Annotated in this window: 21 protein-coding genes; 12 read left to right on the top strand and 9 right to left on the bottom strand. The window is 60.8% G+C overall.

Features of this window, described 5'->3' with window-relative positions; all coding sequences use genetic code 11:
* Position 1: 1 nt before the first annotated feature.
* The 3 genes from HMPREF2932_RS03630 to HMPREF2932_RS03620 are packed head-to-tail and all read right to left on the bottom strand — an operon-like array spanning position 2 to position 2,631.
* Entirely contained in the window at positions 2-790 is a 789-nt protein-coding gene (locus HMPREF2932_RS03630; protein ID WP_070512969.1) for an ABC transporter ATP-binding protein, read from the bottom strand.
* A gap of 3 nt (positions 791-793) precedes the next feature.
* Positions 794-1,651 carry an ABC transporter permease gene (locus HMPREF2932_RS03625; RefSeq protein ID WP_046648734.1) on the bottom strand — a complete coding sequence of 286 codons (858 nt, stop codon included), beginning with the start codon at positions 1,649-1,651 and terminating at the stop codon, positions 794-796.
* Positions 1,648-2,631 (bottom strand): ABC transporter substrate-binding protein, encoded by a 984-nt coding sequence (locus tag HMPREF2932_RS03620; protein WP_071409626.1) that lies wholly within the window; start codon positions 2,629-2,631, stop codon positions 1,648-1,650. The genes HMPREF2932_RS03625 and HMPREF2932_RS03620 overlap by 4 nt, the downstream gene beginning before the upstream one ends.
* A 431-nt stretch (positions 2,632-3,062) precedes the next feature.
* Here HMPREF2932_RS03620 and HMPREF2932_RS03615 point away from each other — a divergent pair, with 431 nt between their 5' ends.
* The 6 genes from HMPREF2932_RS03615 to trpA are packed head-to-tail and all read left to right on the top strand — an operon-like array spanning position 3,063 to position 9,690.
* Positions 3,063-4,562, top strand: a complete 1,500-nt coding sequence (locus HMPREF2932_RS03615) for an anthranilate synthase component 1 (protein ID WP_071409625.1) — start codon at positions 3,063-3,065, stop codon at positions 4,560-4,562.
* Positions 4,559-5,203 (top strand): anthranilate synthase component II, encoded by a 645-nt coding sequence (locus HMPREF2932_RS03610; protein ID WP_070547213.1) that lies wholly within the window; start codon positions 4,559-4,561, stop codon positions 5,201-5,203. Before HMPREF2932_RS03615 ends, HMPREF2932_RS03610 begins: the two co-directional genes overlap by 4 nt.
* On the top strand, positions 5,203-6,240 hold the full coding sequence (gene trpD / locus HMPREF2932_RS03605; protein WP_071409624.1) for an anthranilate phosphoribosyltransferase: 1,038 nt from the start codon (positions 5,203-5,205) through the stop codon (positions 6,238-6,240). Before HMPREF2932_RS03610 ends, trpD begins: the two co-directional genes overlap by 1 nt.
* The gene (gene trpCF / locus HMPREF2932_RS03600) at positions 6,218-7,600 is read left to right on the top strand and encodes a bifunctional indole-3-glycerol-phosphate synthase TrpC/phosphoribosylanthranilate isomerase TrpF (protein WP_071409623.1); all 1,383 of its coding nucleotides are present in this window, start codon (positions 6,218-6,220) and stop codon (positions 7,598-7,600) included. Before trpD ends, trpCF begins: the two co-directional genes overlap by 23 nt.
* A gap of 45 nt (positions 7,601-7,645) precedes the next feature.
* A complete protein-coding gene (gene trpB / locus HMPREF2932_RS03595; protein ID WP_071409622.1) occupies positions 7,646-8,860 on the top strand; it encodes a tryptophan synthase subunit beta in 1,215 nt (404 codons plus the stop codon).
* Positions 8,860-9,690, top strand: a complete 831-nt coding sequence (gene trpA / locus HMPREF2932_RS03590) for a tryptophan synthase subunit alpha (protein ID WP_070517640.1) — start codon at positions 8,860-8,862, stop codon at positions 9,688-9,690. Before trpB ends, trpA begins: the two co-directional genes overlap by 1 nt.
* 90 nt (positions 9,691-9,780) lie before the next feature.
* Here trpA and HMPREF2932_RS03585 read toward each other — a convergent pair whose 3' ends face one another.
* The gene (locus HMPREF2932_RS03585; RefSeq protein ID WP_232745422.1) at positions 9,781-10,986 is read right to left on the bottom strand and encodes an HNH endonuclease signature motif containing protein; all 1,206 of its coding nucleotides are present in this window, start codon (positions 10,984-10,986) and stop codon (positions 9,781-9,783) included.
* A 360-nt stretch (positions 10,987-11,346) separates the two neighbouring features.
* Entirely contained in the window at positions 11,347-12,582 is a 1,236-nt protein-coding gene (locus tag HMPREF2932_RS03580) for a dicarboxylate/amino acid:cation symporter (protein ID WP_071409621.1), read from the bottom strand.
* Positions 12,583-12,738: 156 nt separating this feature from the next.
* On the opposite strand from HMPREF2932_RS03580, the gene HMPREF2932_RS03575 reads away from it, so the two are divergent.
* From HMPREF2932_RS03575 to HMPREF2932_RS03560, 4 genes are all read left to right on the top strand, one after another.
* Positions 12,739-13,203, top strand: a complete 465-nt coding sequence (locus HMPREF2932_RS03575) for an SdpI family protein (protein WP_071409631.1) — start codon at positions 12,739-12,741, stop codon at positions 13,201-13,203.
* A 509-nt stretch (positions 13,204-13,712) separates the two neighbouring features.
* Positions 13,713-14,084 (top strand): Rieske (2Fe-2S) protein, encoded by a 372-nt coding sequence (locus tag HMPREF2932_RS03570; RefSeq protein ID WP_049155608.1) that lies wholly within the window; start codon positions 13,713-13,715, stop codon positions 14,082-14,084.
* 80 nt (positions 14,085-14,164) lie between these two features.
* The gene (locus HMPREF2932_RS03565) at positions 14,165-15,124 is read left to right on the top strand and encodes a bile acid:sodium symporter family protein (RefSeq protein WP_070517643.1); all 960 of its coding nucleotides are present in this window, start codon (positions 14,165-14,167) and stop codon (positions 15,122-15,124) included.
* 6 nt (positions 15,125-15,130) lie between these two features.
* Positions 15,131-15,439 carry a hypothetical protein gene (locus HMPREF2932_RS03560; protein ID WP_049155610.1) on the top strand — a complete coding sequence of 103 codons (309 nt, stop codon included), beginning with the start codon at positions 15,131-15,133 and terminating at the stop codon, positions 15,437-15,439.
* Between the two features lie 10 nt (positions 15,440-15,449).
* On the opposite strand, the gene HMPREF2932_RS03555 is transcribed toward HMPREF2932_RS03560, so the two are convergent.
* The 4 genes from HMPREF2932_RS03555 to HMPREF2932_RS03540 are packed head-to-tail and all read right to left on the bottom strand — an operon-like array spanning position 15,450 to position 18,554.
* Positions 15,450-15,782 (bottom strand): branched-chain amino acid transporter permease, encoded by a 333-nt coding sequence (locus HMPREF2932_RS03555; protein ID WP_070517644.1) that lies wholly within the window; start codon positions 15,780-15,782, stop codon positions 15,450-15,452.
* Complete coding sequence (locus tag HMPREF2932_RS03550; protein ID WP_071409620.1) at positions 15,767-16,483, bottom strand: AzlC family ABC transporter permease; 717 nt, start codon at positions 16,481-16,483, stop codon at positions 15,767-15,769. Before HMPREF2932_RS03550 ends, HMPREF2932_RS03555 begins: the two co-directional genes overlap by 16 nt.
* A gap of 35 nt (positions 16,484-16,518) precedes the next feature.
* Complete coding sequence (locus HMPREF2932_RS03545) at positions 16,519-17,118, bottom strand: YqgE/AlgH family protein (protein ID WP_070821446.1); 600 nt, start codon at positions 17,116-17,118, stop codon at positions 16,519-16,521.
* A gap of 2 nt (positions 17,119-17,120) precedes the next feature.
* Entirely contained in the window at positions 17,121-18,554 is a 1,434-nt protein-coding gene (locus tag HMPREF2932_RS03540) for a CCA tRNA nucleotidyltransferase (protein ID WP_071409619.1), read from the bottom strand.
* A 28-nt stretch (positions 18,555-18,582) separates the two neighbouring features.
* Here HMPREF2932_RS03540 and HMPREF2932_RS03535 point away from each other — a divergent pair, with 28 nt between their 5' ends.
* The gene (locus HMPREF2932_RS03535; protein WP_070681703.1) at positions 18,583-19,185 is read left to right on the top strand and encodes an NUDIX hydrolase; all 603 of its coding nucleotides are present in this window, start codon (positions 18,583-18,585) and stop codon (positions 19,183-19,185) included.
* Positions 19,182-21,323, top strand: coding sequence for a DUF6049 family protein (locus HMPREF2932_RS03530; protein WP_070681700.1), 2,142 nt, complete (start codon positions 19,182-19,184; stop codon positions 21,321-21,323). Before HMPREF2932_RS03535 ends, HMPREF2932_RS03530 begins: the two co-directional genes overlap by 4 nt.
* Positions 21,324-21,327 lie beyond the last annotated feature (4 nt).

The following is a 21,327-nucleotide window of genomic DNA, read 5'->3' as shown; positions in this document are numbered from 1 at the left end:
TCTACTGCAGGAGGGTCCTATCGGACGTCGCTCCCTTAATCTTCGCGAACTCCGCCATGAGATCCTCCACTGTGAGCTTCGCCTTCTGCTCGGCGTCAGCGGAGTAGATGATCTCACCCTCATGCATCATGATGAGGCGGTTTCCCACCTGCAGTGCTTGGGCCATGTTGTGCGTCACCATCAGAGTGGTGAGCTGGCCTTGCTCCACAATGCGCTTCGTCAGTGTGGTCACCAGCTCCGCGCGTTGCGGGTCGAGGGCGGCCGTGTGCTCATCCAGAAGCATCACCTTCGGGTTAGTAAAGCCGGCCATGAGCAACGAGAGGGCCTGGCGTTGACCGCCGGAGAGCAGCCCCACCTTGGTCCCCAGACGCTTCTCTAGGCCGAGCTCGAGGGATTCCAGCTGTTCCACAAAGATGGCCCGGCGCGCGGAATTGAGACCCAAACCGAGGCCGCGCTTCTTGCCGCGCAGGTACGCCAAGGAGAGATTCTCCTCAATCGTGAGGTTTGGTGCCGTACCCGCCATGGGATCCTGAAAGACGCGCCCGACCTTCCTTGCACGCTTGTGCTCCGGCTGGCTCGTCACCTCCTGGCCGTCGATCGAGATCTTTCCCGAATCCGGGATGAGCCGGCCCGCAACGGAGTTCAGCAGTGTCGACTTTCCCGCACCGTTAGAGCCGATGACAGTGACAAAGTCACCGGAGGCAAGTTCCAGAGAGACGTCGCGAAGCGCACGGCGTTCGTTGACCGTACCTGGGAAGAAGGTCTTCGAAATCTTATCTACTTTGAGCATGATCTAGGCCTTCCTCTTCCCGCGCACCTTCGTCATACGCGGCACCAGCAGAGCGACAATAACCAGCAGCGCCGTGATGAGCTTCATGTCATTCGGGTTAAGGCCTACCTGAAGCGCAGCGAAGATGATGAGACGGTAGATCACAGAGCCCAAGGCCACCGCCACCACGGCCATCCACAAGCGCGACTGGGGGAGTACCGCTTGTCCCAGAATGACGGATGCCAGACCAACCAGGATGAGTCCGATACCCATCGAAATGTCGGCGAAGCCCTGGTACTGCGCGATGAGAGCACCGCACAGGCCCACCAGGCCATTGGACAGGGCCAGGGTCAGGATCTTGGTGAAATCGGTGGACACGCCAAAGGAGGTGATCATCTGCTGATTGTCACCTGTTGCGCGCAGCGAAAGTCCCAGGTCCGTGGACAGGAACCACACGATCAGCAGGCAGAGCAGCACCGCACCCAAGGCGAGCAAGCCCACCCCGGCCCACGACCCCATTACTGCATCCAGCGGGGTAAACACCGAATCTTGGGAGAGCAACGGAACGTTGGCGCTGCCCATGATGCGCAGGTTGATGGACCACAGACCAATCATGGTGAGGATACCCGCAAGCAAACCGTCGATGCGGCCTTTCGTGTGCAGAAGCCCCGTGATGCAGCCGGCGATAAAGCCGGTGACAAAGCCCGCGGCCGATGCCAGAAAGGGATTAACCCCATTCGTAATGAGCACGCCGGCCGTCGCAGCCCCGGTGGTAAAGGAGCCATCGACGGTCAGGTCCGGGAAGTCAAGGACGCGGAATGTCAGGTAGACGCCCACGGCCATGACCGCATAGATGAGCCCTAGCTCGAGTGCACCAATCACAGCGTCTCAGCCTTCTCCATGATCTCCTTCGGTACCTCAACGCCCTGTGCCTTCACGGCATCCTCGTTAATGACGTAGGTGTACTCAGAGGCGGTTTCTACCGGGGTCTCGGCCGGGTCTGCGCCGTCCTGGAGGATGCGCAGCGCCATCTCACCGGTCTGGCGGCCCAGCTCCTTGTAGTCGATACCGATGGTGGCGGCAGCACCACCTTCAACGGCACCCGAGTCCGCTGCGATGACCGGGATGGTCTTGTCATTCGCTACCTTGATGAGCGAAGAAATGCCGGAAACAACCATGTTGTCGGTCGGCACGTAGACGGCATCGACATCGCCCAGCGCTTCTACGGCCTGCGGGATCTCCGTCACGGAGGTCACCGTCTGCGACTTCACCTCAATGCCCTTCGGCTTAGCGGCCTCTGCCAACTGTTCCACCTGCACCTTGGAGTTGACCTCGGCGGAGGAGTAGACCACGCCGACGGTCTTGGCATCTGGAACCAGTTGGGTAATCAGTTCAACCTGCTCCTCGATGGGCGCGGCGTCAGAGGTACCAGTGACATTCTTGCCCGGCTTATCCAGGGACTCCACCAACTCCGCCTCCACCGGGTCCGTTACCGCGGTGAACAGAAGCGGCTTGTCCTTGATGGACTTGCTCATGGCCTGTCCGGCTGGGGTGGCGATTGCCAGGTAGAGGTCGTGGTTAGCATTTGCCATCTGCTGCGAGATGGACACCGCGGTGCCCTGCTCGCCATTGGCATTCTGGATGTCCCAATCCACGTCCACGCCCGCCTCCTCGAAGGCTTCCTGGAAACCATCCGCAGCGGCGTCGAGGGAGGGGTGCTGAACCAGCTGGTTGATACCGATGGAGTAGGAGTCTCCACCACCGGAATCACCGCCGGCGTTGTCCGAGGATGAGGAGCACCCCACGAGGGCGGCGGCGCTCAGAGCGAGAGCGGAGAGAGCAGCAGCAGTTTTAGAGAACATAACGGTCCTTTTCTACTCTAGAGTGACTGTTGTGACCGTTATTTAAGCCTCTTTCCATGCGTTTAAGCAGCAGTTTTGTGAATATTTTTCCCGCGCGGGGGTACTTTTAGCCCTCCAAAAGCTATACTGTGACAGTTTTAGAGTTCTATATCACATGCTTAAGCTGCATGTTTCCTACATCACTGACGCCGAGGCGACCCTGCTGCGCCCAGACCCCACGGGGGTACCCGCTCACATTTATCTGTACGGCAGAAGGTATCGGTGTTAGAGTCAGTGATGTGAAGAACATTTCTAACCTTTGGTGGTGGCGCGCGTAACCCGCGGGCCTCGTTGTTCTCCCATATTTAAGGCCCGCAGCTGCGGGCTTTTCGGCGTTTTGCTCTCTTAAAAAGCTCGCGGCAGCACACAACATCGTTAAAGAAAGACACCGTATGCCGTTTACAGCCAAACGCGAGGTCGGGTACACACCCGATGCCAGTGCGCTCTTTTACGCCCTCGCCACGCCGCAGGACTCCTTGCTCTTAGAATCAGCGGACATTGAATCCAAGAAGAACCTCACGTGTATCGCGATCACCAAGGCAGCGCTCAAAGTCGTCTGCCGCGGCCAAGAGGTCACCGCTACCGCATTAACGCCCGCTGGCCAGCTGCTCCTCGACGAGCTTCGCCAGGACTTCCGCTCCAGGATCAGCCAAGACAGCGAGGAGAGCACCACCTTTAGTTTCGAGCTTTCCACCGAGCACGATGAGCGCGCCCGCCTCCGCGCCACCTCCACCGCGGATATCCTGCGCACCTTACAATTCAGCCAACTGTATTCCAGTGAATCACTGCCCTTCATCGGTGGCGGTTTCGCCTTCGACTACGTCGAAACCTTCGAGAAGCTACCCCCGGTTCCCGACGGACTCAACGGATACCCCGATTATGAGTTTCTCGTCGCCGAGCACGTCCTCACCGTAGACCACCTGACGGAGACCGCGAAGATCGAGGGGTGGGGCGTCGACAAGCAGGCACTCGAGGAAGAGCTCGACCGCGCCGCCCGCACCGAGCCCATCACGCCCCAGCCCCCACAGCCACTCACCACGATCTCCGCGCGCGCCTCCATCGACGACGCTGCTTTTCGACGCCACGTGGAGCGCCTCCAAGGCAACGTCCACGCCGGCGATATTTATCAGGTGGTCCCTTCCCGGGCGTTTAGCCTCGACTGCCCCGACGCCTTCGCTGCCTACCGCACGCTGCGTGAGACCAACCCCTCGCCGTACATGTTCTACCTGCGCGGCACCGAGCACGAGCTTTTCGGCGCTTCCCCCGAATCCAACCTGAAGTACACGGCCACCGACCGGCAGGTACAGCTCTACCCGGTCGCCGGCACCCGCCCGCGCGGTGCGACCCACGAGCTAGACATCCGAAACGAACTCGAGATGCGCACGGATTCCAAAGAGGTCGCCGAGCACATCATGCTGGTGGACCTGGCCCGCAACGACCTCGCCCGCGTCGCCGTCCCCGGCACCCGACAGGTCGCTGATCTGCTCCAGGTGGACCGCTATTCCCGCGTGATGCACCTGGTCTCCCGCGTCGTCGCCACGCTGCACGAGGATTTCGACGCCCTCGACGCCTACCGCGCCTGCATGAACATGGGCACTCTGACCGGCGCGCCGAAATTGCGCGCGATGGAGCTTATCCGCGAGACCGAGGGCACTCGTCGCGGCTCCTTCGGGGGAGCTATCGGTTACCTGCGCGGCGATGGATCCATGGATAACTGCATCGTCATCCGTTCCGCATACGTCAAGGATGGCACGGCCGTCGTCCAGGCCGGCGCGGGGGTCGTGCGCGATTCCATCCCCCAGTCCGAAGCCGATGAAACGGTCCACAAGGCCTACGCGGTGCTCAGTGCCATCGCCCAGGCACACAACGCATCCCTGGAGGTCATCCGATGAACCCACACGTCGTCCTCATTGATAACCACGATTCCTTCGTCTACAACCTCGTCGACGCCCTCGCCGGCTATAACACCACCGTTTTCCGTAATACGGTGCCGGTGGAGGAGGTTCTCGCCGCCCAACCCGACATCATCATCCTCTCTCCCGGCCCCGGCCATCCGCGCGACGCTGGATCGATGATGCAACTTGTCGACGCCTCCCTCGGCCGCATCCCCATCCTCGGCATCTGCCTGGGTTTCCAGGCGCTGCTCGAGCACTTCGGCGGCACCGTCGAGCCCTGCGGCCCAGTCCACGGTTCCTCTGTGCCCATGACGCTGACCGACGCTGGCGCGAAGCACCCGCTCTTCCAAGGGCTCACTACTGATTCCGAGCCAGATAATCCGAACTACGTGGGCCGCCTCGTCCCCGTTGCGCGCTATCACTCCTTGGGCTGCGCGAGCATTCCCACCCAGATGCGCAGCCTCGCGGAGACGGAGACCGACATCGGCCCTGTCACGATGGCGGCGGAAACCGTCGACGGCATGGCCCTCGGCCTTCAGTTCCACCCGGAGTCGGTGCTAACTCCGACCGGCCCCATCATGATCGAACGCTGCATTGAACAACTTTCTTCTCTACCCACCATGGAAGGAGCCAAGTAATGACCAATAACCACGCCCTCAAGACACTGCAGGAATTCCTCGATATCTCCGAACCGACCCTCGAGGAAGCAATCGAGGTCTTCACCCCGCTGACGGTGGGGGAGTATGACGACATCCATATCGCCGCCCTCCTTACCCACATCCGTACGCGCGGCGAGACCTTCGCCGATGTAGCCGGCGCCGCCCGCGCCTTCCTCAACGCCGGCCGCCCCTTCCCGGTTACCGGCAAGGGCCTCATGGATACCGCGGGAACCGGTGGCGATGGCGCGAACACCATCAACGTCACCACCGGCGCATCCCTCGTCGCCTCCGCCGGCGGGGTCAAGATGGTCAAGCACGGCAACCGCTCCGTATCCTCCAAGTCGGGCTCCGCGGACGTCCTTGAGGCCCTCGGCATCCCGCTTGATCTCGATCCGGACCGCGCGGTCCGCCAACTCGAGGCCTCGAATTTCACGTTCCTCTTTGCCCCCGCGTACAACCCGGCGGTTGCCCACGTGCAACCGGTTCGCAAGGGCCTTGGCGTCTCCACTCTCTTCAACACCATGGGCCCGCTGCTCAGCCCAGGCCACCCGGAGTTCCAGATCATGGGTATCGCCAACCCCGAACAGGGCCAGATCATTGCTGAGGTGTTCAAGGATCTGGGCCGCACACGCGCGCTTGTCGTCCACGGCGCCGGCACCGATGAGATCGCTGTCCACGGCACCACCCAGGTCTGGGAGCTTCGCGACGGCACCATAACCCACTACGAACTCACCCCTGAGGACCTCGGCATTTCCCGCCACGAGCTAGCTGACCTCGCCGGCGGCAACGGCAAGGAAAACGCCGAGGCCCTGCGCGCCGTCTTCGCCGGCACCGGAAAGCCAGCCCACCACGATGCGATCGCCGCGACCGCCGGCGCGATGTTCTACCTCAATGGCACGACCGACTCCATCCAAGAGGGCGTCGCGCATGCCGACCAGCTCATCAAGGATGGCACCGTGGCCGCATGGCTGAAGAAGCACGAGGAGGCGAACTATGGCTCTGCCGACCGTGCTTGAGGGGATCGTCGCCAAGCGCCGCACGCATCTGCCCGCAATCCGTGAGCGCCTGGCGCACGTTGATTTAGCTGCCCTCCCGCGCTCGGAGCGCTCCTTCTACGATGCGCTCCGCGGCACCAACCGCTTCATCATGGAGTGCAAGTCTGCCTCTCCGTCGCTGGGGCTGATTCGTGAGCACTACGAGCCCGGGGCCATCGCACGGGTGTACTCGCGCTACGCTTCGGCCATTTCGGTGCTGTGCGAACCGGATCGTTTTGGTGGCGACTACGACCACCTGCAGACCGTGGCTCTATCCACGCACCTGCCCGTCTTGTGTAAGGACTTCATCGTTGACCCCATTCAGGTCTACGCCGCTCGCTATTTTGGCGCCGACGCCATTTTGCTCATGATGTCGATCGTCGATGACGACACCTACGCGGAACTCAAGCAGCTGGCGGATTCCCTTGGGCTCGATGTCCTCACCGAGGCCATCACCGAGGAGGAGGTCGCCCGCGCCACTGCCTTTGGCATCGACGTGATCGGAATTAACAACCGCAACCTCCACGACCTCAGCATCGATCTCACTCGCTCCGAGCGCCTTTCGCACCACGTTCCCTCTGGCAAGGTCATCGTCTCGGAGTCGGGCATCCGCGACAACCAGACCGTTCGACGTCTGGGCTCTCATGCCAATGCCTTCCTCGTTGGCTCCCAGCTCACCGGCACGCCCGATATCGACCGGGCCGCACGTGAGCTAGTCTATGGCCAAAACAAGGTCTGCGGCCTCACGACGTGGTCAGCGGCCCAGGCCGCCCGTGCCGCCGGTGCCGTCTACGGAGGATTCATCTTCGAGGAGGCGTCCCCGCGCAATGTTTCACGTGAAACCGCGCTCGACATCATCGCCCACGAACCCGACCTCAACTACGTCGCGGTCTCTCGCCGCACCTCCGGCTGGGAGGAGCTTGCCTTCGACGACATCGCCGCCCTACAACTCCACGCGCCTTACCAAGGAAGCACCAAGGCAGAGCTCGAACTCATCTCCTCCGTTCGGGCGGTGGCAGGGGAGCGGGAGGTCTGGCGCGCCATCGACATGACAGCTGCCCATGGCCCCGCCCTTGCCTCCGCGCTTGCCGACGCCACCGACATGCTCATCCTCGACTCTGGCGCCGGCGGCACTGGCTCATCCTTCGACTGGACAACAGTTCCGGCCGGCGTCAAGAAGAAGGCACTACTCGCCGGCGGCCTCAATCCCGACAACCTACCGGATGCACTGCGCGTCGGTACCGTTGGCCTCGACATCAATTCAGGCGTAGAGGTTAACGGCAGGAAGGACACCGCGCTCATAGCCAAAGCCTTCGACACCATTCGTCACTTTACGTATTAACCCCCATCCCAAGCTTTGCTCCAAGCCCTAGCTAAAAGGAACACTATGACCAACCAACAGGACACCAGGGAGACCCTCCTACCCGCGTATTTCGGGGAGTTTGGCGGACAATTCGTTCCCGAATCCCTCATCCCGGCGCTCGACCAATTGGAGAAGGCCTTCGTCGATGCCCAGAACGATCCCGCCTTCCGCGAAGAGCTAGCCGGCTACCTTCGCGACTACCTCGGCCGCCCAACCCCCCTCACCGAAGCCACCAAGCTCGGCGGCAAGGCGCGCATCTTTCTAAAGAGGGAGGACCTTGTCCACGGCGGCGCGCACAAGACCAACCAGGTGATCGGCCAAGCGCTCTTGGCCAAGCGGATGGGGAAGACCCGCATCATCGCCGAGACCGGCGCCGGCCAGCATGGCACGGCGACCGCCCTCGCCTGCGCTCTGCTTGACCTCGACTGCGTGATCTACATGGGCGCGAAGGACGTCGAGAGGCAGCAGCCCAACGTCTACCGCATGGAGCTGATGGGCGCGAAGGTGGTTCCCGTGGATTCTGGTTCCGGCACGCTCAAGGACGCCGTCAACGAAGCGCTCCGTGACTGGACCGCAACCTTCCACGAATCCCACTACCTCCTCGGCACCGCGGCCGGACCCCACCCCTTCCCAACGATCGTCCGCGAATTCCACAAGGTGATCTCCGAAGAGGCGAAGGCCCAGATGCTCGAGCGGACCGGCGGCTTGCCGGATCTCGTCGTCGCGTGCGTCGGCGGCGGCTCCAACGCCATTGGCATGTTTGCTGATTTCATCGACGAGGAGTCTGTCGAACTCGTCGGTGCGGAGCCCGGGGGAGAGGGACTCGATTCCGGGCACCACGGCGCCACCATCAACAACGGCACCATCGGCATCCTCCACGGCGCCCGCTCCTATCTCATGCGCAATGCCGACGGCCAGGTTGAGGAATCCTATTCCATCTCCGCTGGCCTCGACTACCCGGGCGTCGGTCCACAGCACGCACACCTCGCTCAGACGGGGCGCGCAACCTACGTCGGCATCACCGACGCCGAAGCTCTCGAAGCCTTCCAGCTCCTCAGCCGCCGCGAGGGCATCATCCCCGCCCTCGAGTCCTCGCACGCATTGGCCTATGCCCTCAAGCGCAAGGATGAAGACATCACCATTCTCGTTTCCCTGTCTGGGCGTGGCGACAAGGACATCGACCACGTCCGCCGAACCCTTAGCGAGCACCCCGAACTCAAGATCACGGAGGACAAGTAATGAGCCGTTACGAGAAACTCTTCTCCACCCTCGCCGCACGCGGTGAAGGCGCTTTCGTTCCTTTCATCATGCTCAGCGATCCCGATCCCGAGACCGCCCTCACCATCGTCCGCGCGGCTGTCGCCGGTGGCGCCGACGCTCTCGAGCTAGGTGTCCCGTTCTCGGATCCTGTCGCCGACGGTCCCACGATCCAGGCCTCCCACATTCGCGCGCTCGCCGGCGGTGCAACGGTGGATTCCGCTATCGAGCAGATCCGTCAGATCCGCAGTGAATTCCCGGACCTGCCCATCGGCATGCTTATCTACGGCAACGTGCCCTTCACCCGCGGGCTAGAGACCTTCTATTCCGAGTTTCACGAGGCCGGCGCCGATAGCATCCTGCTTCCCGATATCCCTGTTCGCGAAGGCGCCCCCTTCGTCGCCGCAGCCGACAAAGCAGGAATCGATCCTATTTTCATCGCACCAGCACAAGCCTCCGAGAAAACCCTCGAGGGCGTAGCGAAGTATTCCAAGGGCTATATCTACGCGATTTCCCGCGACGGTGTTACCGGCACCGAGAAGGAGTCGGAGACCCGCGGGCTCGCTGACGTAGTGGGAAACGTGAAACGTTTCGGAGGTGCACCGATTCTCCTTGGCTTTGGAATCTCCACCCCGCAACACGTTGCCGACGCCATTGCTGCCGGCGCTGCGGGAGCAATCACCGGTTCCGCTCTGGCCAATGTCGTTGATGCCCACCTCGACGATGACAACCGCCCGAACGACACTCTCGCCGCTGCGGTCACCGACTTCGTCTCCACCATGAAGGCAGCCACCAGGCAGAAGCAGTCCTAGCTAAGTTCAAATCACAACGGCCTCTTTCCGTCAAAATCCGCGCCTACGCGCGGCAGGGCGGAAGGGGGCCGTTTCACGTGAAACGCTTCCCTAGAAGGGAATCTCCTCTCCGCCATTCGTGTAGCGATCTGTCGGATCAGTCATGTCGAATACTTCGACCATGGTTCCGTTATCCATTTCCACCTTCAGAGCCTGCGCGGCTTCGTGCATCTTGCGACGGTGAGCAACGACGTCTTCCGCAATGGTCCGGGCCCACACCTTCGAGGCTGGTGCCAATGGGCCGGTCGCTTCCGTGACCGCCCAGGTTCCGTCCTCGTACAGCCACACGACATCGCCGGTTACGGGATCCAGGATGTAAAAGGCCCGCCCGTCGGTCTTCATATTGTGATGGTGCTGGCACAGGGCCACCATGTTATCCGGATGCGTCGGGCCTCCATCCGCGTAGTTAATCCGGTGATCCAACTGGCAGGCCCATGCAGGACGATTACAACCAGGTGCCCGGCACGTACCGTCGCGGCCCTCGACATACTTTCGCGTGAATTCTGAAGGCTGATAGCCCTGACAAGCTTCCGGGGCAGTGGTGAAATCGCGCCTCACGGTCTTCGAAGCCGGAACGCCCTCGCCGTTCCACCCATGTCCTTGGACATAGACCGGCGCACCCTCGACGTCTTTTGCCTTGTATTCGTGGACGACGACCTTACCCGCCTCTGGCTCGATCTTGCCGGTAATGAGCAGTACCAGCGCATCGGCCATGGAGACGCCATGTTCCTTTGCTGCCAACTTGATGGTTTCGTGGATGACGACACCCACGTTGCTATCCACTTCTAGCTCGATTAACCCACGTTCCCCGCGGGTGAGAAGAGAGTAGCGATTCTTCTTACGCTTGTCACGGAAGGATACGGAGTCATCGAGCACCTTGCAGATGTCTCGAACCTTGCGCCGTATCTTCTCTACTGAGGGAAAGACTTGATTCGGCTTGGTCGGCGTTAACCAGACGGATAGCTTCTCATCCACTTCCGCTATAACAGCCGCCGTCGGATTGCCAAGCTTTGCCATCACCTGATCGATAGCAACTAGCATCTGCATGTCCAGTAAACAGTCCGCCTTCTGCAGGGCACGCAGCTTCGGCATTTCATCAAGACGGATCAGCGCCATGACATTGCGCGCAACGTGAGCCGGAGATTTTCCGGTCTTTTGCCCGATGCGCATAAAGGCGGTATCGGAGTCCTCATCGAGTGGTGGTTGGACGCCTGACCAGAATTCGTACTCGATTCTGCGCATGAGCTGACCAGCCATGCATTCAGGATCACGCGGATTTGAGTGGGAAAAGTATGCAGTGGGAAGTGACGTAGATGATTGTGCTGTGGTTGCCATGGGTAGCTGCACCCCTAAATTTGCGGAACAATTCGTTCCCCCACACCCAGCTATAGAATACCTGTTCTAACAATAAAGCGCAAGCCCTCTCCCAAGAAAATGGGGCTTAGGCCCGAACCGCCACGGCCAGAACCGCAGTCTACGCATCGGGCCACTAGCCCCCTACACGGCTGCGCACACTCTCCGAAATTAGGGCAAGAAAAATCCCCCTTCGCCCAACTATCCATCGCGGGTATCATGTCGGAAAAGGGGGAGTAGAAGCTTCAGGGTTTCACGTGAAACTTAGGCCTTGCTGAGCTCTTCGTCAGCAGCCTCGGCATCTGCCTCGGCCTCTAGGCCCTCAATCTTATCGCGCGCGAAGCGGTCGACGATCATGGCGATGGCGCCGTCCCCTGTAACGTTTGCGGCGGTACCCACGGAGTCAATAGCGATGTAGGCGGCAATCATCAATGCGACCATCGAGTTATCAAAGCCCATATTCGCTTGCAGAAGTCCGACCGCGACCATCACCGCGCCACCCGGAACGCCAGGAGCAGCGACCATCATGATGCCCAACAGCAAGATGAAGCCAAGGGCCTTCCCAAGGTCAGCTTCCATACCATCAGCCATGTACACGATCGCGAAAGCGTACAGGGTGAGCTTGATCATCGAACCAGAAAGGTGAATCGTCGCGCAAAGCGGAATCACGAAACCTGCCAACGGCTTGGAGATTCCATTCTTCAGTGCGGCGTCGAGAGTGACCGGAATAGTAGCCGCAGAGGAAGACGTACCCAACGCAGTAAAGTACGCCGGGGCCATGTTCTTCAGTGCGGAGAATGGATTCTTGGCCGCAATCGCGCCAGCGATAATGTACTGCAGCACCAGGTAGACCAAGGTCATCACAACCGCGAGCAGAAGCACCTTAGTGAAGGCGATCAGCACGGTACCGATATTTCCATTCATACCCAAGGAGAGGAACATACCGAAGATGTAGATCGGCAGAAGGGGGATCACGAAACCCCAAATGACCTTGATAACGACGTTCTCAAATTCCTTCGTAAGTGTGTAAAGATTGTCCGACTTCACAGTCGTCATGGCTACGCCGATACAGAAGGACAGCAGCAGCGCCGTCATCACTTCGAAAGGCGCTGGCATCTCAACCGTAAAGTACGGCTCGAGAGCTCCCGCATCGATGTCAGAAACCTCGGTATTGAGCGTTTGTCCGGCCAGCAAAGTGGGGTAGAGGACCTGGGTCAAGCCGTATGCGATAAGCCCTGCCACGATAGTCGAGCCGTAGGCAATTCCCGCAGTAATACCCAACCACTTACCGGCACCACGCCCAAGGCCTGCGATTGCCGGGGCCACGAGAGCAAGGATAAGGACTGGAATGAAGAAGCCGAGGAAGTTTGAAAACAGGCCGTTATAGGTTGCGAAAGCCCTGCCAAACCATTCCGGGGCAAACTGGCTAACGATGATGCCCAAGACTATCGCGACGATAATCTTGAACAACAGAGAGTTGAGAACACTCTTAAATGTCATGATTGAATCTTTTCTATGGTTGCTACCACGCTGATCAGTTCGCTCGATAATAAAGTCTTTAATATCTACCAAGCGACACGAAATGTATATTACAGCAGCATGCGAATAAATTGAACTGACTTTCTCCCTAACTACGGGGCGGGATAGACTATGGGCATGCTCGTAGTCGGAATCATCTTCCTCATCGTGGCCGCCATCTTTATCGTCGTCGGCGGCCTAGCCTCGCTCCGGAAGCTCCCGGGTAATAGCGTCGTCGGTTTGCGCCTCGCGGAGATCCGCAAGACTAAGGAAGCTTGGGATAATGCCCACGCCGTTGCAGGACCGTTCTGGTTCCTCGCCGGCGTCGCTTTAGTGTTTGGCGGAATCATCGCGCTGCGGGCCGAGGGTTGGATGTGGTTGATCCCAGCACTCACGTTCGTCGTAGCTGTTCTCGCACTCTCGGTCGGTTCCAATATGGGCGCCCGCGCGGCGTATCTCTGGGATCAAGCCCACAAAGAGGATGAGGGTTGCGGTGAATCCTGCAACTGTGGCGACGGTGGGTGCGGGGGAGAGGCACCGACTGTCGACGTCTCCGCGGCCCGTGCTGCCGCAAAGCGTGCCGATAACGGCAATCTTCGCTAGAAATAAATAACGTAAAGTGACGCTATTATAGTGACATCTTGATTGCTCACGTTTCGTCACTAACGTAATGACAAAGGGCCATTTCAACGGTGGGTGCCACTCACCATTGGAATGGCCCTTTGTATGTCTAGCCCAATCTGAAGGAAGACTGGGAACTCAACGCCAACTTCGTGGGAAGCCGGCATCGTCTCGTGACAACCTTTAACCTACGGCGCACTATGGATGGCATGAAGAAAAGCGTTAACACCCGAGCAATCCGAATCATCGCCGCAGCCGCATTCAGCATTAGCGTTCTGGGCGCTGGGGCAACCTATGCCTTCACGAACGATTCACGGGGCGGACGACACGTAGCTTCGCCAGGGACCATCTATAGTGATGTCGGTACATCGTACGGATCCTACGATTTCGGCGGCAGTAGGGAAGAGGAGTTACCTGTGTGGGATGGCAAACTCAGTTAAGAACGCTATACCTCACACTATGGAACACGCCGATCAGATAGAGTAAGCACCATGACTACGTGTTCCCGCCGCCTCTTCCTCCTCGGTACTGCCACCACCTTCGCTGGTGCCTATCTCGCCGCCTGCGGCAAAGAACCTACCGCCGAAATAGCCGCGACGGATATACCCGTTGGATCAGCCATCATCGTGGACAAAGTGATCTTTGCTCAACCCACGGAAGGGGAGTTCAAAGCTTACTCCCAAACCTGCCCGCACCAGGGATCCCTCATTACAAAAATCGAGGGCATGACCGCCACCTGCACCAGCCACTATTCCAGCTTTGACCTCGGCACCGGCGAAGTGACCGGCGGTCCCAGCGCCAAACCGCTCACGGAGTACGGCGTGGAGAATGACGGGGGAACGGTACGCAACGTCACCGCCTAACGCACGGTCGAAGCTTCGGGCCGCTTCGCTCAAACCGATGTTTCACGTGAAACGGTGGGGGTGCGTCTACACTCTGTTATATGCTTGAGCGCCTCAAAAGACTCGATCCCCTCATTGTCCTCATCCTCTGCGCCGTTGCGGTCGCCATCGTTCTTCCCGCGCGAGGCAGCTTTGCGGATACCTTCGACGTCCTCACGAACATCGCAATTGCCGTCCTCTTCTTTCTCTACGGAGCCCGGCTGTCGACGCGCGAGGCGATCAACGGCGTCAAGCATTGGAAACTCCATCTGACCATTTTGGTCTTTACCTTCGTGGTGTATCCGATCATCGGTCTCGCACTCCGTCCACTCACGGCTTTCATCCCAACCGATCTATACCTGGGCATTCTTTACCTCACCCTAGTTCCATCAACGGTCCAGTCATCGGTAGCCTTCACGTCCATCGCGCGCGGCAACGTTCCTGGAGCGATCGTCTCCGCATCAGTGTCTAACCTCGCCGGCGTTGTCCTCACACCGTTACTCGTCATGACCCTCATGGGGGCCGGCGACGGCATCCACATCGATAGCTCCGTCTTCCTCGAGATTTCCGTGCTTCTGCTTCTGCCTTTCATGCTCGGCCAACTCACCAGAAAATGGGTAGGAAAAGTCGCAGCCAGCAAAGCCACCAAAGTGGTGGATCGCGGCTCCATCGCGATGGTGGTGTATGCCGCCTTTTCGAAGGGAATGGTGGACGGGATATGGGCGTCAATTAGCGTCTGGCAGATTCTGTTCCAGATTGTGTTCTCAACTGCATTCGTCTTCTTCATGCTCTGGCTGACCAAAGTGGTGAGCAGAAAGCTGGGCTTCGACCGAGAAGACACCATCGCCATCCAGTTCTGCGGTTCGAAAAAGTCCTTGGCCACGGGACTGCCCATGGCCTCGGTGATCTTCGCCTCTGGTGGCACGTCTTTGGGGCTTCTCATCCTCCCCCTTATGATCTACCACCAGGTGCAATTGATGATCTGCGCGTCTATGGCGGCTCGCTATTCGCGGGTAGAGTGAGACCACATGAAAAAGCTTTACGTTCGCACCACCATGACTGTCCCGGAGGTCGGCACCGCCATCCACATCGCGGAACTCGAGGAAATCAGCAACGAGGCTTGCTCCATGTTGCGTATGATTGCCCTCGCGCCGAATGACGCCATCGTCGGCGCCGCAACGCCGACCGCCTCGGTGGGTGACGCCAACATCCCACAGCAAGTGGTGCCGCACCCTGACACCTACGACACGTTCCCCGACATCGACGCCGAGCTTATCGACGCCTTCCAGTTCCACTCCCTGTGGACCGAGGCCATCGCGCTATTCGGCGACTTTTAGAGCACCCGCGCTACAGTACGAGATTCACCAGCACCATGTAGAAGGCCGTCCCGCCGAAGATGGAAAGACCGGAATTGCGGCGCCACAGGTGCAACGCGGCGGTCACAGCGGCGGCTACGAAGGGAGCAACAATGCTTCCCGTATCGCGGGCTTGACCGAATAAGGTATAGACCACCAGAACTGTCATCACGCCGACCGGCATGGTGAACCCGAGCATGCTGATGAACTGGCTACCCTTCAGGGCCTTCACGAAGGCGAAGGGAAGCCAACGCAGCACGACGGTCACAATCCCGACGGGGATCAGCACGGCGAAGATGCTGGCTAGGGTTACTCCGGCTGGCATGACGCCTCCCTCCGCAGAATCAGTGCGCTATCGACGCGAGGGGAGAGGTAGCGCACCACGAGCAACACAAAGTAGGCGGACAGCGCCACCATAAGAAGCTGACCAGGAAACAAGAAGCCCGCGAGAATCCCGAGCACCGCGGCAGACAGCGGAAGCGAGTAGTCCTTGTTGTTCTGGAAGGAATCGATGGCAAGGACGATGAACAGCGCGACGAGGGCAAACTCCAGTCCCTTCACAGAAGGCGGGATTGCCTGACCGGCCACCGCGCCGACGATGCCGGAACCGACCCACAGCACTTGGCAGTACAGCTGCACCGTGAAGACGAAGGTGCCGCTTGGCTTCTCGTTGCGGGGAAAAGCGGAGAGGACGGCATAGGATTCGTCGGTAAGCGCGTACGTGGAATAGGCGCGGCCGAGGCGACTCGAAATCTGATCGCGCGGGAAGGTCAATCCATAAAAGATGTGCCGGAAGTTGACCATGAAACCCGTGAGCGCGGCGACGGCGGGCGTCACACCGCCCGTCACCATGGAAATGGCAAGAAACTCCATCGAGCCAGCGTAAATGACGATGGAAAAGATAGGGGCCCACCACCAGTCGAAGCCGGTCTGGACCATAAGCACGCCGAAAGCGAGGCCCAGCGGCACCACCCCCACGGCGATGGGCATGCAAGTCCGTATAGCCTTGATGATCTCCGCGCGCATGGCAGAGATGTTAGCGCAGGGAGAAGTAAAGAGCTCTAATTATCTTCATCGATGTAGCGCGGGAAGGTCGCAAACAGCGGCAGGGGCATAGCTTGGCGACGCATCACGTCCGACCACGTATCGGTAGAGCCAGAGGAGACCACGTCCTGGGGCAGGGCGGGGGCCACGTACCACTCGCCGCGGTCAATTTCCTCATCCAGCTCGCCCGGGCCCCACTCAAAGAAACCGGCGAAAAAGCGCATGCCCTCCACCAGATCGGCGACATCCTCCGGGCTCACGCGCAGATCGACGAGCGCCACGCGCGGGGCGAGGCGGTTCAGCGAAGGCTGTTTCTCAATGTCCACGCCCTGGCGGGTCAACGCCACACCAATGGCCGCCTGCTGGTTGTGCGGGCCGCCGATGTAGAGGGCCTGCGGCTTAGCCGCTACGGGTACCCACTCCGGCATGACGTTGAAGAGGGCGACCTCGGAGCGGTTGGTTAGATCCACGCCATACGTGCGCCCGGCGTGCTGCTCCGTGATGAGAATGACGGAACGGTTGTAGTGGGGCGTGAGAGTGTCGGGCGCCGCCACAAGGAGCTGGCCAGGGGCGGGATCGTTGCGCTCGAGGGCGTTGAAAAGTCTGTCTGCGTACATCCCTATCTAGAATTCCACCACTCGCGCAGCTTCGCAATAGCCACCTCGCGCTCGAGGGGCCCCTCTTCCAAGCGGAGCTCCTTGAGGTAAGACCAGGCCTGGCCCACTTCGGGGCCGGGCTCAAGGCCGAGGATCTCCATGATCTCGTTGCCATCGAGATCCGGGCGCACGCGTGCAAGATCCTCCTTGGCGGCGATATCCGCGATGCGCTCCTCCAACTGATCATACGTGCGCTGAAGGCGGCGGGCCTTGCGTTCGTTGCGGGTGGTGCAGTCGGCGCGCACCAGCTTGTGCAGGCGCGGAAGGAGATCACCGGCATCGGTGACGTAGCGGCGCACAGCGGAATCGGTCCACTGGCCATCCCCGAATCCATGAAAGCGCATGTGCAGGTAGACCAGCTGGCCGATGTCCTCGGTCCTAGCCTTGGGGAACTTCAGCTTGCGCAGGCGCTTGCGGGTGAGCTTCGCGCCCACCACCTCGTGGTGGTGGAAGCTGACCTTGCCGTCAGTGGTATCGCGGGTATCCGGCTTGCCAATATCGTGCAGCAGTGCGGCCCAGCGAAGAATAAGATCCGGGCCGTCTTCCTCCTGCTCCATGGCCTGGCGCAGTACGGTCAGCGAATGCGCGTACACGTCCTTGTGCTGAGCGTGCTCGTCGGGAGCCATGCGCAAAGCCGGAATCTCCGGAAAAACATAGTCCGCAATCCCGGAGTCAACGAGCAGGTCAATGCCCTTCCACGGCGCAACACCGCAGATGAGCTTGTTGAGCTCCACCTGCACGCGCTCCACGGTGATGCGCTGGATTTCGCCCGCCATGTCGGTCATGGCATCGCGCACGCGCTGGGCGACGTCAAACTCCAACTGCGCCGCAAAACGCGCAGCACGGAGCATGCGGAGAGGATCATCGTGGAAGGAAATCTCCGGCGCATCTGGGGTATCGAGGATGCGATTCGCCAAGTCCTCGAGACCGCCCATCGGATCGTGGAATTCGCGGGTGCCGTCGGGCCGCAGCTCGATGGCCATGGCGTTGACCTTGAAATCGCGGCGCACGAGATCGCCCTCGAGGGTATCGCCGTACATGACCTCGGGGTTGCGGGACTGCCCGTCATAGCTATCTGAGCGGAACGTAGTGATCTCGATCTGCTGGCCCTTATAGGCCGCCGAGACCGTGCCGAAGTCAATGCCGGTATCCCACACCGTCTCCGCCCACTCCTCAAGAATGGAATAGACCACGTCGGGCCGGGCCGGAGTGGTGAAGTCGAGGTCGTTGCCCAGGCGGCCGAGCAGCGCGTCGCGGACGGAGCCGCCGACGAGGTAGAGGGGGGCGTCGTGAAGCGCAAAGCGTTCCACCAGGCCGCTTAAGAGGCCACTGAGCCGGGCGACGGTGGCGTCCGCGCGGGCGAGAACGCCGATTAGCTGAGTGTCCTGAAAATTCACGGATCGAAGTCTACTACGATTAGCAGGGATGACTAAGAACACGCCAGGGTCCAAGCGCCGCCGCCGGCGGGGCGCGGGCCACCGGAACCACCGCACGGGACGCCCCCAGCGCACGTCCACCAACCGCATGACCACGCGGGATGAGACCTCCGCCGGCGGACTCGTCGTGTCTGGATTGGCGGAGGCCGTCGACGACAACGGGAATGTAGATCTGTCCCAGATCTACGTGGCGCTCATCGGCAGGCTGGACCGCCGCGGGCGCCTGCTGTGGTCCATGCCGAAGGGGCACGTGGAAAACGGCGAGGCTAAGGAGCTCACCGCCGAGCGCGAGGTCTGGGAGGAAACCGGCATCCACGGCGAGGTCTTCGCGGACCTGGGCATGATTGATTATTGGTTCGTCTCCGACGGCGTGCGCATTCACAAGACCGTGCACCACCATTTGCTGCGTTTTGTCGATGGCATCATGAATGACGAAGACCCAGAGGTCACGGAGGTGTCCTGGATCCCGGTCTCCGAGCTCATCGAGCACTTAGCCTATGCCGACGAGCGCAAGCTGGCGCGCATCGCCCACGACCTTCTTCCGGATCTCGCGCGAAAGGAAGCTGCCGAAGGAAAGGCGACCCCGCGGTGAGCTGGCGCGCAGCGGCGGCCATCGCGGCCTTGGCGGTGAGCTGCACCGTCCCGGTGGCCCAGGCACAAACCCCCGACACTGGGATCACCGACTCCCACTATTGGCTCGGCTCCCGCGGTCCCGATGAGCTGGAGCTAAGCCTGCTCAGCGCGAGCGAGGCGCGGGTAGGGGAGAGACTCGAAGTCCAATTGCGCATCCACAACCCGACAGACGGCGCCGTTGATGATCTTCAGATCACCTCCCGCCGCAGCGATGCCGTGACCTCCACTACACAGGCCCGCCAGGAGCTGGCTGCGGGATCTTTTCCTTATTACGGGGCCTCGCTCGGCGCAGGGGCGCTCCAACCGGGGGAGAGCCGCGACATCACCGTGACGGTGCCGACCGCCCTGGGTGAGGACTCGACCCTGGCCATCACGGAGCCCGGCGCGTACCCACTCCTGTTTACCTTGACCGGCACCCGCGACGGCCAAGCGGCCAGTTTCGCGGAAGAGCGGACGATTGTGGACTTCTCAGGAGACCAGGAAGCTCCCGAAGAGGAGGGTGAGCATTCCTTTTCCCTGGTCTATCCCATCACCACCGAGGTAGACGTGGTGCCGGGGGATACCGGTGGCGAGGAGCTCATCTTAGAAAGCGAGCAGCTGGCCGAGCAGCTCTCGCCGGGCGGGCGCCTCGATCAGCTGCTCGATGCCTACCTGGAGCATGATCTCCACGGCTCCAGTTGCGTGGCGTTGGACCCTGCGCTTGTCGACGCCGCCGACCGCATGTCCGCCGGCTACACCGTCAACGAGACCCGCCCCTCTACCGCCAAACGCCCCACTCGCCTGCGTGATTCCTGGTTTAACAGCGCCGATTCCGATCGCGGCACGCCCGGCGCGGGTTCCCGGGATGCCGCCGCGTGGCTGGAGAAGCTCAAGAAGGTGGACTGCCGGATGCTCCTGCCGTGGGCTAACGCAGACACCGACGCTGTGGCCAAAGTGGGCAATGAGTGGCTCACGCACGAGGCCTTCGAGCAGGGCGCGGCGACCGTCGAGCGCGTTCTCGATGCACCGCTCAGCACCAAGCTGACCGCGCCGGCTTCCGGAACGAGCGAACATGCAGTACCCGTCCCGCTGTTGGTGGCCGATAATTCCGAGTGGGCGGGTGAGGCCGCCACTTTTGATGCCTCCCTCGGCGCGCTGTTGGCCCAAACCGGGTCGAAGCCGCAGACCACCGGGTACTCCAACCCGGAGCTGCGCTACGACTTCTCAATCGATTCGGAACAGGCGCGGGCGCTGACGGCGGGGGCGTCGATAAGCGTGGCGTCTGCGCAAGAGGAGACCGTGGCCAAGCTGCCGAATTACCAGGACCCTGCCGCCGCGCGCGCGGTGATGGAGACCGCGCAGAGGCTCCTCGATTCTGGGCGCTTGCAACCGCGCCCCGTCACCGCGCTGCCCATCGAGCCCGGCAGCGGCAACCCCGGAAGTCCCTACCCGGATCCCGCGGCCTTTCACGACGCCGAGATCACGCAGGTGACACAGCAAGCGCGCTATACCGACGAACTGATGTCCATCATGGTCAACGATCCCGGTATTGCCATGACGCGCTACGACTTCACGGCACCCCTGCGCCACGATCTGCTCACTGCTCTCAGCGCTTCCGACCGCTCTAGCCTGCACGGTTTCACACCCTCGGTACAGCAAAGCCGCGCTCGCCTGGAGAAGAACGCGGATATGTTGCGTGAGCTCCGCGCCTCCGTCTCCCTCATCCCGCCAGGCAACGTCTACACTCGCGTTTCGGAGTCATCGCCGCTGCTCATCGTGGCGGAGAACGGCCTACCGCTGCCTGTCGACGCCCACCTAGCCTACGACGCCCCCGACGGCGCCACGTTAAACACGCAGGACTTGATTCACATCCCGGCCAAGGGATCTATTACCGTGTCCATGACCGCTGACCTGCCCAGCAACGTTGACCAGATGTCGCTGCGCCTGTGGCTTGCAACACCATCTGAGCACCTCATTTCGGATCCAATCGATATCACGGTGCAGACGCGTGCCGGTATCGTTAGCGTCTATGGAGTCGGCGCGATCGCCGCGCTCGCCCTCGTCCTTGCCGCACTGTTCCGGCTGGGTAAGAGGAAGAAAAAGAAGTCTCACGGATAGTTTT

Source organism: Corynebacterium sp. HMSC074H12, from assembly GCF_001813755.1.
Classification (GTDB): domain Bacteria; phylum Actinomycetota; class Actinomycetes; order Mycobacteriales; family Mycobacteriaceae; genus Corynebacterium; species Corynebacterium hiratae.
Note: the sequence above shows the minus strand (reverse complement) of the source record. Positions and strands in the feature narration are given on the sequence as shown.

Excerpts from the sequence above, each read along its gene's own strand:
- HMPREF2932_RS03630 (WP_070512969.1), bottom strand. The coding sequence starts at position 790 with ATGCTCAAAGTAGATAAGATTTCGAAGACCTTCTTCCCAGGTACGGTC.
- HMPREF2932_RS03620 (WP_071409626.1), bottom strand. The coding sequence starts at position 2,631 with ATGTTCTCTAAAACTGCTGCTGCTCTCTCCGCTCTCGCTCTGAGCGCC.
- HMPREF2932_RS03615 (WP_071409625.1), top strand. The coding sequence starts at position 3,063 with ATGCCGTTTACAGCCAAACGCGAGGTCGGGTACACACCCGATGCCAGT.
- HMPREF2932_RS03610 (WP_070547213.1), top strand. The coding sequence starts at position 4,559 with ATGAACCCACACGTCGTCCTCATTGATAACCACGATTCCTTCGTCTAC.
- trpD (WP_071409624.1), top strand. The coding sequence starts at position 5,203 with ATGACCAATAACCACGCCCTCAAGACACTGCAGGAATTCCTCGATATC.
- trpCF (WP_071409623.1), top strand. The coding sequence starts at position 6,218 with ATGGCTCTGCCGACCGTGCTTGAGGGGATCGTCGCCAAGCGCCGCACG.
- trpB (WP_071409622.1), top strand. The coding sequence starts at position 7,646 with ATGACCAACCAACAGGACACCAGGGAGACCCTCCTACCCGCGTATTTC.
- trpA (WP_070517640.1), top strand. The coding sequence starts at position 8,860 with ATGAGCCGTTACGAGAAACTCTTCTCCACCCTCGCCGCACGCGGTGAA.
- HMPREF2932_RS03585 (WP_232745422.1), bottom strand. The coding sequence starts at position 10,986 with ATGGCTGGTCAGCTCATGCGCAGAATCGAGTACGAATTCTGGTCAGGC.
- HMPREF2932_RS03580 (WP_071409621.1), bottom strand. The coding sequence starts at position 12,582 with ATGACATTTAAGAGTGTTCTCAACTCTCTGTTGTTCAAGATTATCGTC.
- HMPREF2932_RS03575 (WP_071409631.1), top strand. The coding sequence starts at position 12,739 with ATGCTCGTAGTCGGAATCATCTTCCTCATCGTGGCCGCCATCTTTATC.
- HMPREF2932_RS03570 (WP_049155608.1), top strand. The coding sequence starts at position 13,713 with ATGACTACGTGTTCCCGCCGCCTCTTCCTCCTCGGTACTGCCACCACC.
- HMPREF2932_RS03565 (WP_070517643.1), top strand. The coding sequence starts at position 14,165 with ATGCTTGAGCGCCTCAAAAGACTCGATCCCCTCATTGTCCTCATCCTC.
- HMPREF2932_RS03560 (WP_049155610.1), top strand. The coding sequence starts at position 15,131 with ATGAAAAAGCTTTACGTTCGCACCACCATGACTGTCCCGGAGGTCGGC.
- HMPREF2932_RS03555 (WP_070517644.1), bottom strand. The coding sequence starts at position 15,782 with ATGCCAGCCGGAGTAACCCTAGCCAGCATCTTCGCCGTGCTGATCCCC.
- HMPREF2932_RS03550 (WP_071409620.1), bottom strand. The coding sequence starts at position 16,483 with ATGCGCGCGGAGATCATCAAGGCTATACGGACTTGCATGCCCATCGCC.
- HMPREF2932_RS03545 (WP_070821446.1), bottom strand. The coding sequence starts at position 17,118 with ATGTACGCAGACAGACTTTTCAACGCCCTCGAGCGCAACGATCCCGCC.
- HMPREF2932_RS03535 (WP_070681703.1), top strand. The coding sequence starts at position 18,583 with ATGACTAAGAACACGCCAGGGTCCAAGCGCCGCCGCCGGCGGGGCGCG.